The organism is Viridibacillus sp. FSL H8-0110 (genome assembly GCF_038003565.1).
Lineage (GTDB): Bacteria > Bacillota > Bacilli > Bacillales_A > Planococcaceae > Viridibacillus > Viridibacillus arenosi.
Genome location: NZ_JBBOPJ010000001.1, coordinates 3386017 through 3399730 on the forward strand (window position 1 = coordinate 3386017; position 13714 = coordinate 3399730).

At 38.4% G+C, this 13714-nt stretch carries 11 protein-coding genes and 1 riboswitch; of the genes, 1 reads left to right on the top strand and 10 read right to left on the bottom strand.

The features are described 5' to 3' along the window. Window positions 1–2: 2 nt before the first annotated feature. Window positions 3–620 carry a guanylate kinase gene (gene gmk, locus MHH98_RS17005; RefSeq protein WP_038183944.1) on the bottom strand — a complete coding sequence of 206 codons (618 nt, stop codon included), beginning with the start codon at window positions 618–620 and terminating at the stop codon, window positions 3–5. Between the two features lie 51 nt (window positions 621–671). Then, the gene (locus tag MHH98_RS17010; RefSeq protein WP_038183941.1) at window positions 672–1547 is read right to left on the bottom strand and encodes a YicC/YloC family endoribonuclease; all 876 of its coding nucleotides are present in this window, start codon (window positions 1545–1547) and stop codon (window positions 672–674) included. Window positions 1548–1767: 220 nt separating this feature from the next. On the opposite strand from MHH98_RS17010, the gene MHH98_RS17015 reads away from it, so the two are divergent. After that, a complete protein-coding gene (locus MHH98_RS17015; protein ID WP_076034025.1) occupies window positions 1768–3456 on the top strand; it encodes an Rqc2 family fibronectin-binding protein in 1689 nt (562 codons plus the stop codon). 327 nt (window positions 3457–3783) lie between these two features. Here MHH98_RS17015 and MHH98_RS17020 read toward each other — a convergent pair whose 3' ends face one another. From MHH98_RS17020 to MHH98_RS17055, 8 genes are all read right to left on the bottom strand, one after another. Then, the gene (locus tag MHH98_RS17020) at window positions 3784–4713 is read right to left on the bottom strand and encodes a VOC family protein (protein ID WP_340713289.1); all 930 of its coding nucleotides are present in this window, start codon (window positions 4711–4713) and stop codon (window positions 3784–3786) included. A gap of 108 nt (window positions 4714–4821) precedes the next feature. Continuing rightward, window positions 4822–4931, bottom strand: a riboswitch (SAM riboswitch). Window positions 4932–5124: 193 nt separating this feature from the next. After that, complete coding sequence (gene pyrE / locus MHH98_RS17025; protein ID WP_038183935.1) at window positions 5125–5757, bottom strand: orotate phosphoribosyltransferase; 633 nt, start codon at window positions 5755–5757, stop codon at window positions 5125–5127. After that, window positions 5757–6467, bottom strand: a complete 711-nt coding sequence (gene pyrF / locus MHH98_RS17030; protein ID WP_038183933.1) for an orotidine-5'-phosphate decarboxylase — start codon at window positions 6465–6467, stop codon at window positions 5757–5759. Before pyrF ends, pyrE begins: the two co-directional genes overlap by 1 nt. Then, window positions 6468–7379: a dihydroorotate dehydrogenase gene (locus MHH98_RS17035; RefSeq protein WP_038183930.1), complete on the bottom strand. Its 912-nt coding sequence runs from the start codon at window positions 7377–7379 to the stop codon at window positions 6468–6470. It lies immediately after the preceding gene. Further along, window positions 7376–8152: a dihydroorotate dehydrogenase electron transfer subunit gene (locus tag MHH98_RS17040; RefSeq protein ID WP_038183927.1), complete on the bottom strand. Its 777-nt coding sequence runs from the start codon at window positions 8150–8152 to the stop codon at window positions 7376–7378. The genes MHH98_RS17035 and MHH98_RS17040 overlap by 4 nt, the downstream gene beginning before the upstream one ends. Next, window positions 8149–11346, bottom strand: a complete 3198-nt coding sequence (gene carB / locus MHH98_RS17045; protein ID WP_076065431.1) for a carbamoyl-phosphate synthase large subunit — start codon at window positions 11344–11346, stop codon at window positions 8149–8151. The genes MHH98_RS17040 and carB overlap by 4 nt, the downstream gene beginning before the upstream one ends. Next, complete coding sequence (locus MHH98_RS17050; RefSeq protein WP_076065432.1) at window positions 11339–12439, bottom strand: carbamoyl phosphate synthase small subunit; 1101 nt, start codon at window positions 12437–12439, stop codon at window positions 11339–11341. Before MHH98_RS17050 ends, carB begins: the two co-directional genes overlap by 8 nt. Beyond that, window positions 12436–13713 (bottom strand): dihydroorotase, encoded by a 1278-nt coding sequence (locus MHH98_RS17055; RefSeq protein ID WP_038183918.1) that lies wholly within the window; start codon window positions 13711–13713, stop codon window positions 12436–12438. Before MHH98_RS17055 ends, MHH98_RS17050 begins: the two co-directional genes overlap by 4 nt. Window position 13714: the final 1 nt, after the last annotated feature.

Genomic DNA, 13714 nt, shown 5'->3' on the forward strand with positions numbered 1-13714 from the left:
AATTATTCTCCTCTCAGCATAGCTAAGTATTGTTTTTCTACTCTTTCACGTCGACAATGTTCCGCAACTACGATTGCATTGACACGATCACAAGCTAATTGTACTTCATCGTTCTCAACGACATAATCGTACAAATTCATCATTTCTAATTCTTGGTTTGCAGCAGCAATACGCGTTGCAATAACATCTTCTGTTTCAGTACCACGCCCAACTAATCGTTGCTGTAATGCTGAAATGCTAGGTGGCGCAAGGAAGATGAATAAACCATCTGGAACCTTGTCACGAATTTGAGCTGCACCTTGTACTTCAATTTCTAAAAATACATCACGTCCAGCATCTAATGTTTTGTTTACATATTCTAGAGGTGTGCCGTAATAGTTTCCTACATACTTCGCATATTCAAGGAGTTGTCCTTGTTCGATTAAACTTTCGAATTCCTCTGTTGATTTAAAGAAGTAATCAACACCATCAACTTCGCCTTCACGTGGTAGACGTGTAGTCATGGAAATAGAATACTCATAATTAGTATCTGGTTGTGAAAAAAGTGCTTTTCGTACAGTACCTTTTCCGACACCTGAAGGGCCAGATAGGACAATTAATAATCCACGTTCTCTTCTCATGCTTTCTCCCTCATCATTACAATATATTAATAGTACATTTAGTAAACACAATTATTCAATATTTTGAACTTGTTCTCGCATTTTCTCAAGAATAGTTTTTGCTTGGACAACAGCAGCTGAAGCTTCAACAGATTGGTTTTTAGAGCCAATTGTATTAATTTCACGATGAATCTCTTGTAATAAGAAATCGAGTTTTCGTCCGATAGAAACGTTTTCTTGAAGCGTTTCATCAAGTTGGACAAAATGACTTGATAAACGGTCTAATTCCTCAGCAATATCTGCTTTTTCAGCAAAAATTGCAACCTCCGCTAATAATCGTTCTTCTAACGCGCTAATGTCTGCAAGCTCTGCAATTCTTGTAACGAGCTTATCGCGATACTTTTGTACGGCTTGATCGGCCACTTTACGAATTAACTCTATTTGCTCTGCTAAATCCGTTTTGAAACCTACTACCGCCTCTTGCAATTCCTGACCTTCTCTTTCGCGCATTTGGATCAGTGCACTTGCAGCTTGTTGTACAGCTTGATCTACAGCTGTTAAAATTTCTTCTTTTGATGTCTCTTGCACTTTGACAGTTAATGCTTGCTCTAAACTCAAAAGTTCTGTCATCGACCACTTCTCGTCGAGCAATATCTGTTTTTGCAATTCTTCTCTTGCTTCTTTATAAGCATTGACTAGAGGCCAATTCACTTGTACAACTTGCTGTTGCTGTGACAATTCTTTCACATGTACGGAAACATCTAACTTACCTCTTGAAACTAATGAGGAAAGCATTTTTTTTGTATGAACTTCTGCTTCCATCCACTCTTTCGGAAAACGTGTCGTAACTTCTAAAAAACGATGATTTACCGATCGAATTTCTACAGTAAGCCGAAATTGTTCCGTTGTTGTGACACCCCTGCCAAATCCAGTCATACTACGCACCAAGGTCAGTCACATCCTTCTTTGCATACTGATTTTTAATTATAACATATGAATACAAGTTTTGCCTTGCAGATTTGCTAGAAGTTCACTTAATAGAATAAAAAAATGATTAATATCGATACTCATTAGTCACGAAGAACTGCATTTTACAAATCCTACACTTACCTATATAAACGAAAAAAATGTTAAGATAGAACAAAACGTTTTGAAAGAGGAATCACTTATGGCTTATGATGGTTTATTTACAATCGCAATGGCGAAAGAGCTACAACAGTTAGTAACAGGCCGAATCGCGAAAGTGCATCAACCGAACACCCAAGAAATTATTTTACATATACGTGCCAATGGTGGAAATCACAAATTATTATTTTCAATCCACCCTTCCTATGCACGTGTTCATATCACAGAACAAACAATTGAAAACCCGCCAGAACCACCTATGTTTTGCTCGTTGCTTCGTAAACATATTGAAGGTGGATTTATTGAATCAATACAACAACAAGGTGCTGACCGCGTCCTCATCTTGAAAATTGCTAGTAAAAATGAAATTGGTGACCCAATCACGAGGGAATTGCACGCGGAAATCATGGGGCGTCATAGCAATTTAATTTTAGTCGACAAAGAAACAGACAAAATCGTAGATAGCTTAAAGCATCTACCACCTGCTATGAATAGTTACCGTACTGTTTTGCCTGGCCAACCTTTTATCGCACCACCAGAACAAGATAAGGAAGACCCTAAAACAGTAAGTAGGGAATCAATACAACTATTCTTTGCTGAAGAAAAAAACACTCAAGAAATAGTACAGAATTTTACAGGCTTTTCTCCCTTACATGCTACTGAATTGTTATACAGAAGTGAAGCTACAGGGCAACCAATTGCTGACCTCTTCTCTTTATTTATTGAAGAATTTAAAATTGGAGGGAATTCACCAACCTACGCTGAAGTAAAAGGGAAAACATATTTTTCACCAGTGAAATTAACACATCTAGAAGGTGAGCATACAAGCTACTCAAACCTTAGCAGTCTACTGGATCGCGTATTCTTTGCAAGAGCTGAGAGAGACCGCGTTAAACAACAAGCTGGTGATTTAGAACGCTGGTTACAAAATGAAATTAGCAAACTTAAATTAAAGTTAAAAAAACTCCAAAAGGATTTGGATCGAGCAAACAATTTAGACCAATTCCAATTATTCGGTGAGTTATTAATGGCCAACTTGTACGCATTTGAAAAAGGGCAAAAGGAAGTTACTGTTGTTAATTATTATAGTGAGGACAGTGAAGAAATCACGATCCCTATTAGCGAACGGAAAACACCTGTTGAAAATGCACAGAGCTACTATACTAAGTACAACAAGGCGAAAAACGCACTTATCATGGTGCAAGAGCAACTCAATAAAACGCAAGGAGATTTAGCCTACTTTGAAATGCTATCGCAACAAGTACAACAAGCTGCTCCAGCTGATATAGAAGAAATTCGTGAAGAGTTAGCTGAACAAGGCTACTTGAAATTACGTGCTTCAAAACGACGTAAAAAACCAACTAAACCAACTCCAGAAAAATTCAAATCTTCCACTGGTATTGACATTTCAGTTGGCAAAAACAATAAACAAAATGATTATTTAACATTTAAAATCGCACGTAAATCTGAAATTTGGTTGCATACAAAGGATATCCCAGGATCACATGTCGTTATTCACTCTTCTGAACCAGATGAACAAACTTTACTAGAAGCGGCAACTTTATCAGCCTATTTCAGTAAAGCACGTGAATCGTCGTCCGTACCTGTCGATTACACAGAGGTACGTCAAGTAAAAAAACCAAATGGTTCTAAACCTGGTTTTGTTATTTACTTCGAGCAAAAGACATTGTATGTAACACCCGATGAAGAATTAATCATGAAATTAAAATAATAAGATTTAAGAACACTTAAAAGGAGTCGCACATTTTTCAAACGCGACTCCTTTTACTATTTACTGCACTGCCTTAATCACTTCTCCGTTGTACCAAATCCTATTTTCACATTATCTAATTTAGCTTTTTCAATCGTTGTTTTTACTTATATTTGGATCATTATAAATAACTTTCTATATAAAGGTAGGACTTTGCTACAAGCATTTGGGCATGCGATAAATTTTCTACTAAGTCTAATCATACTTCAATAATTTTAGTAGTGATGTTAAAAAATACAACAACTAAACTTCATTTTGTTACCTTTTATAACGATTCGATTTTTTGTTTTATGCAATTTCAAAAACCATACGATTTCCACTTGGATCTTCTACAACAAACTCATCCCCTAAATCTTGAATTTGTATTTGTTGTTTAATATAATTTTTTGCTGTCTCATAACTTTCTGTTGTTGGTAATTTAAAACGTACTTCTTTCAATCCTGATTCATTTTCAGCTGCCTTTTGAAGTCCTTCACCCGACCATACATTTCCCGCAAGATGGTGATGATAGCCCCCTACTGAAATAAAAAATGCTGTATCAATAATCATCTGTTTTTCAAAACCTAATTTATTTATATAGAAATCTACGGATTCCTCTATATTTGCTATTCGCAAATGAACATGACCAATTATTGTTTCAGCTGGTAATTTCCCATCTGTTTCAAAATCAGCTAATGGAGCTAACTCTTTGAAATTAAGAGGATTACTTCCACCAGGATACTTATCCCAATCTTCACGATGACGATCCGCATATATTTCTATACCATTTCCTTCAATATCATATATATAAAACGCCTCACTATAACCGTGATCACTCGCACTATCTAACCTAGCAATTGGAATATAGCGTTCAAAGTGCGGGAAACGTGAAGATTGCTCTATCGGACTATCTATCGTTTCCTTATTACGTAGAATTTCGAAAAATTTCGTTGCAAACGCTTCTCTACTTGGTAATAAAAAAGCTGTATGGAATAAACCCGTACTTTTAGCGGTTTGTAATTTTTCCGCGGTTTTTTCTAATTCAAAAATAACGTTGTTACTGCCTTTACCACCAAATTTAGCATGTTGTGTACTTTTTTCTAAAACGACAAGACCAACTACATTTTCGTAAAATGCAATTTGACGTTCCAAATCTTTTACTTTTAAAATGACACTTCCAACTTGTGTTGCAGCATCCAATACAAATTTACCTTGTTTCCCATCAATTCTTTGTACCATCTTTATAACCTCTCTCTTTGTTATTTACCAATTATGGAATAAACGACTTCTATTAAAAAACTCTCTTTCTACATCTTCTAGAAAGAGAGTTGAGGGGGACTAATTCAACTCTTATCTCTCATAATTGCACGCAATCATGTTGAAGTTAGCTCCTTCCTAAAAATTAGGTGTTGCTGAAACTTCAGTGGGCCATTTCCTTCAGTTTCTCAAGTAAAGAAATCCACTTAATATCCCTAGTTAACTTATTGGTTTAATTGATTTTAAAACAATTTCCATAATTAAGCAACATATATACAATTATTTTCTTCATTTAAAATGATTCTTTATAAAGTAGCATTTTGCACAATAAAAAAACTAGCAAGAGATAATTTCTTTTCCCTTGCTAGTTTAAAAGCACCTATATTTGTATTATTATTTTAAGTTCCCGGCTTTTAAATCAGCATGCCATTGTAGTAAACCTGGAATGTCTGATTCATTAATAGCACCTGATTCTTTTGCTGCTTCAACTAATGCTTCAAAGTTTGATAGGCAATAGTAAGGAACACCCACTTCCGCAAAAGCCTGTTCAGCACGTGGTAATTTATATGAATATACTGAAACGACACCAAGTACTTCAGCGCCTTCACGACGAAGTGCTTCTACTGCTGTAATGCTAGAACCACCTGTCGAAATAATATCTTCTACTACAACTACTTTTTGACCTTCAGAAAGCTTTCCTTCTGTTTGGTTACCACGACCATGGTCTTTTGGTTTTGAACGTACATATACCATAGGTAAGTCTAAAATGTCGCTTACCCATGCTGCATGTGGTATTCCCGCTGTTGCTGTACCAGCTACTACATCTGTTTCCGGGAAATTTTCTTTAATAAGCGCTGCAAGGCCGTTTGCGATTGTTGTACGTACTTTTGGAAAAGAAATTGTTAAACGTGTATCACAGTAGATTGGTGATTTAATACCTGATGCCCAAGTAAATGGATCATTCGGACTTAGCTCTACTGCTCCTACTTCTAACATACCTTGTGCTACTTCTTTTTGAATTGTCATTATTGTTGTCCTCCCCATAATTGCTGTACAGCATGGTACGCTTCAACTGGATTTTCTGCTTGTGTAATAGCACGACCTACAACGATTTGCGTCGAGCCTTCTTCGCGTGCAAAATCAGGTGTAGCAACGCGTTTTTGATCATGTGCAACACCACCAACCATACGTATACCTGGTGTTACTTTTAGGAAGCTTTCTCCACATACTTCGCTGATTGCTTTTGCTTCAAGTACAGAGCAGACAACACCATCTAAACCAGCTGATTGTGCAAGTTTGGCATAATGCATTACTGATTGATCTAAAGATAAATTGATTTGTTGCTCGTTTTGCATTTCCTCTTCAGTCGTCGAGGTTAACTGAGTTACTGCAATTAAAACTGGTCGCTTATTACCTTCCTCAGTTCCCTCTTTTAATCCTTCAAGAGCAGCCGCCATCATATTTGAACCGCCTGCAGCATGGACATTGACTAGGTCCACACCAAGTTTTGCTAAGCCCTTCATCGCTGATTTCACCGTATTTGGAATATCATGCAGTTTTAAATCTAAAAAAATGTCGTGACCTTGTGCTTTAATTTTGCGTATAATGTCTGGCCCTGCTTGTAAATAAAGCTCAAGACCCACCTTCACAAATAGTGGCTCATTGAACTGAGAAAGAAATGTCATTACTTTCTGTTCATCTGGAAAATCTAACGCGATAATAGGCTTATTATTCATTTAGCGGTGGCTCCTTCCAATTACATCTGTTAATTTGTTATAACCTAATTCATCTAGCTTTTGTGGTAATGCTTCTATAATATTTGGGCAGACGAATGGATCCACAAAGTTTGCAGTACCTACTGCTACAGCACTTGCCCCTACAGATAGGAAGTCGATAACATCCTCTGCAGTTGCAACTCCTCCCATTCCAATGATCGGAATATTAACGTTTCTGCTTACTTCATGGACCATACGAATTGCTACCGGTTTAACAGCTGGACCTGATAACCCTCCAGTACCGTTAGCAATAATCGGTTTTCCTGTTCTCGGATGCAAACGCATACCGATTAATGTATTAATCATCGTAATACCGTCTGCTCCGCCTGCTTCTACAGCTTTTGCGATTTCAGAAATATTCGTTACATTTGGTGATAATTTTACATATACAGGTACATCTGATACCGCTTTTACTGCTGCCGTTAAGTCACTTGCTGATTTCGGATCTGTACCGAATTGAATACCACCACATTTAACATTTGGACATGAAATATTCAACTCTAATGCATGTACATTTGGTGCTTTTGAAATAGCCTCTGCTACTGCTACATAATCGGCAGTTTCTGTTCCAGCCACATTAGCAATAATCGGCACATCATATTTTTCTAACCATGGAAGTTCATGTGATAAAACATGCTCTAAACCTGGATTTTGTAAGCCAATGGCATTTAACATACCCGCCGCTGTTTCAGCAACACGTGGCGTTGGGTTACCTGAGCGTGTTTCTAATGTTGTAGCTTTTATCATTATTGCACCTAGCTTTGATAGATCATAAAGCTGTGCATATTCTTGTCCAAATCCGAAGCAGCCCGAAGCTGGGATAATTGGATTTTTTAATGATAAGCCTGGTAATTCGACTTGTAATCTATTCATAGCTTCACAACTCCTCTTGGGAAGACTGGACCGTCAGAACAGATCTTCAAGTATTCTTTTTCTGTTGCATCTGTTGTATTACATACGCAAGCATAGCAAGCTCCGATGCCGCAGCCCATACGTTCTTCAAAGGAAAGGAATCCTTTTTTATCAGGATAAGTTTGCTCTAATGCCCCTAGCATCGGAGTTGGTCCACAGCTATAAAAAACATCAAATTTAGGTGCTGTTTCTTTTAATAAGTCTGTGACAAATCCTTTTGTTCCTTGACTACCATCTACTGTTACGATGTATGTGTCGTCTAAATTAGAAAATTCCTTTTCGTAAAAGACGTTGTTTTCAGATTGGAATCCTAATACGTGAATCGTACGTACTCCCTTTGCATGCAATTCTTTTGATAGCTGATACAAAGGAGGAACTCCAATACCACCACCAACTAATAGTGCTGTTTGCCCTGGTTCTACTTCTTCTACAGGGAAACCGTGTCCTAGCGGGCCAAGTACATCCACTTCTTCACCTGGTCGTTTTGCCGATAAGATTGTAGTACCACGACCTTCTGCTCGGTAAATCATTGTGAACTGCAATAGTTCATGATCAATTGATGCGATGCTAATCGGTCTTCTTAGTAAAGGTTCAAATGTATCCGTTACACGTACATGGACGAATTGACCCGGTTGTTTCATATCTAGGACAAGCTGACCTGTTAAAGTCAGCTCAAAAATATCCTCAGCAATTTGCTGTTGGCGTACAACTTGCATACGTTCTTGGTGAATCATCCTCGCACCTCCTGCTTAGGCATTTCTTCAGCTGTAAAGGTCATAGATTCGATTACTCGAAGCATCGCCTCTGCAGTATCAAGAGATGTTAAGCATGGAACCCCATTTTCTACTGATTCACGGCGGATACGGAAACCGTCACGTGCAGGTTGTTTTCCTTTTGTTAGTGTATTGACGATTAATTGAGCACCGCCATTTTGGATAACGTCTAGTAAAGTAGGACCATTTGATCCGATTTTATCAACAACACTCGCTTTTATACCTGCTTCTTCAATTGCTTTTGCAGTACCTGGTGTTGCTAAAATACTATAGCCGATATTCGTAAAGCGTCTAGCTAAAGCAATTGCTTCGTCTTTATCTTTGTCCGCTACTGTCATTAAGACTGAACCGTGATCCTTAATATCCATTCCAGCTGCTACTAGACCTTTATATAGCGCTTTTTCTAGTGTACTATCTTTCCCCATTACTTCACCTGTTGATTTCATTTCAGGTCCTAATGTAATGTCAACCCGACGCAATTTAGCAAAGCTGAATACTGGTACTTTCACGTAAACACCTTTTTGAATCGGTGCCAAACCAGTTTGGTAACCTTGTTCCACAATTGATTGACCCAGTATCGCTTTTGTTGCAATATTCGCCATCGGTAAGTTCGTAATTTTACTTAAGAACGGTACTGTCCGTGATGCACGTGGGTTTACTTCGATAACATATACTTCGTCATCAGAAATTACATACTGGATGTTCATTAAACCTTTGATTTCCAAACCTTTGGCTAAACGAGTTGTATAGTCTGTTAATGTATCAATATGTTTTTGAGACAGTTGTTGAGGTGGATATACTGCAATCGAGTCACCTGAGTGAACACCTGCACGTTCGATATGCTCCATAATACCTGGGATCAAGACGTTTTCGCCGTCACAAATCGCATCTACTTCAATTTCTGTACCAGTTAAGTATCTATCAACTAATACTGGGTGCTCTGGGCTAGCTTCAACCGCATGCTCCATGTAATACTGTAGTTCTTCTTCGTTATAAACGATTTCCATTGCGCGTCCACCTAGTACATATGATGGTCTCACTAAAACTGGGAATCCGATTCTCTTAGCAATAACAATCGCTTCTTCAGCAGAAGTAGCCGTTTTCCCCATCGGTTGTGGGATACCGATTTCGTGTAGTGCTTCCTCGAAACGGTCGCGTGATTCAGCACGGTCAATTGCATCTAGTGATGTTCCTAAAATTTTCACGCCTCTTGCTTCCAATTTATCTGCTAGGTTAATAGCTGTTTGGCCACCAAATTGTACGACAACACCTTTTGGTTGTTCAAGATCAATGATGTGCATAACATCTTCGATTGTTAATGGCTCGAAGTAAAGCTTATCAGAGATTGAGAAGTCAGTTGAAACTGTTTCTGGGTTTGAGTTAATAATGATTGCCTCGTACCCTGCTTCTTTAATCGCCCAAACAGAGTGTACTGTTGCGTAGTCAAATTCTACCCCTTGTCCGATACGAATTGGACCTGATCCAAGCACGATTACAGATTCACGATCTGACTTGATTGATTCATTTTCATCTTCGTATGTACCGTAGAAGTATGGTGTTTCTGATTCAAATTCAGCAGCACATGTATCTACCATTTTGTATACTGGTACGATGCCATTTTCTTTACGGAAGTCATAAATCGCTGACTCTGTTGTATTCCAAAGTTTCGCAACGGTTTCATCTGCAAAACCAATACGTTTCGCTTGGCGCAATACGGCTTTGTCATGCGGATTATCTTTTAATACAGTTTCATAATCAACAATGTTTTTAAATTTATTTAAGAAGAATAGATCGATTTGGCTCCATTCATGGATTGTTTCGATAGTCACACCTCGACGCAACGCTTCTCCCAGGAAGAATAGACGCTCATCTCCTGCTTTACGGATACGTTTTTCAATCCATTGATCTGACAGCTCTTCAGGATTTTTCATTTCAATATGTTTATGGCCAGTTTCAAGTGAACGAACTGCTTTTAGCATAGCTTCCTCGAAATTACGGCCGATTGCCATTACTTCACCAGTTGCTTTCATTTGAGTACCTAAGTTACGTTTTGCATTTTCGAATTTATCGAAAGGCCAGCGTGGAATTTTCGCCACAACATAGTCTAGTGCTGGTTCGAAGCAAGCATAAGTTTTGCCCGTAACAGGGTTCATCATTTCATCTAATGTTAAACCGACTGCGATTTTCGCTGCAAGCTTCGCAATTGGGTAACCAGTTGCTTTTGAAGCAAGTGCTGATGAACGTGATACACGTGGATTCACTTCAATAATGTAGTAGTTGAAGCTGTGTGGATCAAGGGCAAGTTGAACGTTACAACCACCTTCGATTTTAAGTGCACGAATGATTTTAAGCGATACATTACGTAGCATGTGATACTCACGGTCTGATAAAGTTTGAGATGGTGCAACTACAATTGAATCTCCTGTATGAATCCCAACTGGATCCACATTTTCCATGTTACAAACTACGATTGCATTGTCTTTAGAGTCACGCATTACTTCATATTCTATTTCTTTGAAACCTGCGATTGATTTTTCTAGTAAACATTGTGTTACCGGGCTATATTTTAGACCAGATGTCACGATTTCGTTTAAATCTTGATCGTTATAACAAATACCACCGCCAGTTCCGCCAAGCGTGAATGCAGGACGAACGATAACTGGATAACCAATTTTTCCAACAAAAGCATGTGCTTCTTCTAAGTTGTGAATAATGTCTGATTCTGGTACAGGAACCCCTAATTCATACATTAAGTTACGGAACAAATCTCGGTCCTCTGCTTTATTGATGGCATCAAGTTTTGTACCAAGGATTTCAATGTTTAGTTCATCTAAAATACCTGATTCATGTAATTCAATAGCCATGTTTAAACCCGTTTGACCACCTAAAGTTGGTAGGACTGCATCTGGGCGTTCTTTACGGATTATACGTGATACAAACTCCAATGTAATTGGTTCGATGTACACTTTATCTGCAATTTGAGTATCCGTCATAATTGTTGCTGGGTTTGAGTTAATTAAAATGACGCGGTAGCCCTCTTCTTTTAATGATAGACATGCTTGTGTTCCGGCATAGTCGAATTCTGCAGCTTGTCCGATTACGATTGGGCCTGAGCCGATTACTAAAATGGTTTTGATATCTTGACGTTTAGGCATGGTGTTGCTCCTTTCTAGTATCTACATTCATTAACTCGATAAATTCATCAAATAAGTGGTTTGAATCTTCTGGTCCTGGTGATGCTTCTGGGTGATATTGTACTGTGAATACTGGGTATTCTTTATGTTTTAAACCTTCGATTGTTCCGTCATTTAATGCAAGGTGAGTAACTTCTAAACTAGTTCCTTCTAGTGAAGCTGGGTCGATTGCATAGCCATGGTTTTGAGAAGTTAGTTCAGTACGTCCAGTTTTTAGTTCTTTTACTGGATGATTAGCACCACGGTGCCCAAATTTAAGTTTGAATGAATCTGCGCCACAAGCTAGTGCGAAAAGTTGATGTCCTAAGCAAATACCGAACATTGGCACTTTTCCGATTAGATTTTTAATTGTTTCAATTGCTACTGGCACATCTTTTGGATCTCCAGGTCCATTTGATAACATTATACCGTCTGGATATAAAGCTAAAATTTCTTCTGCTGGCATATTGTATGGTACTACAACGACGTCACAGTCACGTTTGTTTAACTCGCGCAAAATACCATGCTTCATACCGAAGTCCATTAATACAACTTTTTTACCTCGACCCGGGCTTGGATATGGTGTTTTGGTAGAAACTTGCTCTACTTGGTTTGTTGGGAATGTAGTTGATTTTAATTTTGCTACAACCTCTTCAACAACTACTTCTTCTCCTGCTGCTGTTAAAGTAGCTTTAATCGAACCCATTTCGCGAATCAAACGAGTTAACTTTCTTGTATCAATCCCTTCAATACCAGGGATTTTTTTCATTTTGAAGAATTCATCTAATGTTGTGTCACAACGGAAATTTGATGGTGTTTGTGCTAATTCGCGTACAACGAATCCTTTTATTGCAGGGTCAATTGTTTCAAAATCGTCACGATTAATACCATAGTTACCGATTAATGGATATGTCATTGTCACAATTTGTCCTGCAAATGATGGGTCAGACAATGTTTCTTGATAGCCTGTCATTCCTGTTGTAAATACAACTTCTCCGTCTGATGCTAAGTCACTACCGAAGGCTTGTCCTTCAAATACGATACCATTTTCTAAAATTAACTTTCTGTTTGTCATTGTGCTTCCTCCCATACGATGTTACCTTCAAAGATTGTCATAACTGGCCAGCCTTTTGCTGTCCATCCATTGAATGGTGTGTTTCTACCTTTTGATACGAAACCTTCAGCATCAATTGTTTGTTCTTTATTTAGATCAAGTAAGATCAAATCTGCCGATACCCCAACTTCGATTTTGCCATATGGTAAGTTGAATAACTCAGCTGGTTTTGCAGCCATCCAATCGATTAATTGTTTTAATGTCCATTTACCTGTTTCAACAAATTTTGTATACAGTAGTGGGAACGCTGTTTCAAAACCGACAATGCCGAATGGTGCACCTACCATACCACAGCATTTTTCTTCAACTGTGTGTGGTGCGTGGTCTGTTGCGATACAGTCAATGGTGCCATCAAGTAATGCTTCGTGTAATGCTTGTAAGTCATCATTCGCACGTAAAGGTGGATTCATTTTCCAGTTTGCATCATCTGATGGAATGTCCATTTCTTCTAATAGAAGGTGGTGCGGACAAACCTCTGCAGTAACTTTAATGCCTGCTGCTTTTGCATCACGTACTACGCGTACCGATTCTTTTGTTGATACGTGACATACATGGTAATGTGCACCTGCTGCTTCAGCTAGTAAAACGTCACGGGCGATTTGCACTGATTCACAAACAGATGGTATCCCCGGTAAACCTAGCTCATGATTGCGAGTGCCTTCGTGCATCACGCCATCGTAAATCAATGAATTATCTTCGCAGTGCGCAACGACCGTCATGCCAATTTTCGCTGCATCTTTCATTTGCTCAAACATAGTTGCTGCTTCTTGTACACCAACACCATCATCAGAGAATGCAACTGCACCATGTGCTTTTAAATCTGTTAAGTTTGTGCGTTTGTCGCCAGATTGTGCGACTGTTAAAGACCCATAAGGTAAAACGCGAATGACTGCACTATCTTCAATCAAACTATTTATGTAGTCAAGATTTTCAATTGAATCTGGTACTGGCTTAGTGTTAGGCATTGCACAAATTGTTGTGAAGCCACCTTTAGCTGCAGAAGCTGTACCAGTTGCAATCGTTTCTTTATGTTCGAAACCTGGCTCACGAAGATGAGTATGTACATCTACAAATCCTGGGGCTACTACAAGACCTTTACCGTCGATTACTTCAGTAGCCTCAGCCGAGATTGAAGCACCGATTTCTTTAATGTTTCCACCATCTATCAGGATGTCTGTTGATTGAAACTTGCCTTGTTCATTTAACATTTGAACATTTTTCAGTAATTTTGTCATA

Coding starts and splice junctions, on each gene's coding strand:
- gmk (WP_038183944.1), bottom strand. CDS start 620: ATGAGAAGAGAACGTGGATTATTAATTGTCCTATCTGGCCCTTCAGGT.
- MHH98_RS17015 (WP_076034025.1), top strand. CDS start 1,768: ATGGCTTATGATGGTTTATTTACAATCGCAATGGCGAAAGAGCTACAA.
- MHH98_RS17020 (WP_340713289.1), bottom strand. CDS start 4,713: ATGGTACAAAGAATTGATGGGAAACAAGGTAAATTTGTATTGGATGCT.
- pyrE (WP_038183935.1), bottom strand. CDS start 5,757: ATGACAATTCAAAAAGAAGTAGCACAAGGTATGTTAGAAGTAGGAGCA.
- pyrF (WP_038183933.1), bottom strand. CDS start 6,467: ATGAATAATAAGCCTATTATCGCGTTAGATTTTCCAGATGAACAGAAA.
- MHH98_RS17035 (WP_038183930.1), bottom strand. CDS start 7,379: ATGAATAGATTACAAGTCGAATTACCAGGCTTATCATTAAAAAATCCA.
- MHH98_RS17040 (WP_038183927.1), bottom strand. CDS start 8,152: ATGATTCACCAAGAACGTATGCAAGTTGTACGCCAACAGCAAATTGCT.
- carB (WP_076065431.1), bottom strand. CDS start 11,346: ATGCCTAAACGTCAAGATATCAAAACCATTTTAGTAATCGGCTCAGGC.
- MHH98_RS17050 (WP_076065432.1), bottom strand. CDS start 12,439: ATGACAAACAGAAAGTTAATTTTAGAAAATGGTATCGTATTTGAAGGA.
- MHH98_RS17055 (WP_038183918.1), bottom strand. CDS start 13,713: ATGACAAAATTACTGAAAAATGTTCAAATGTTAAATGAACAAGGCAAG.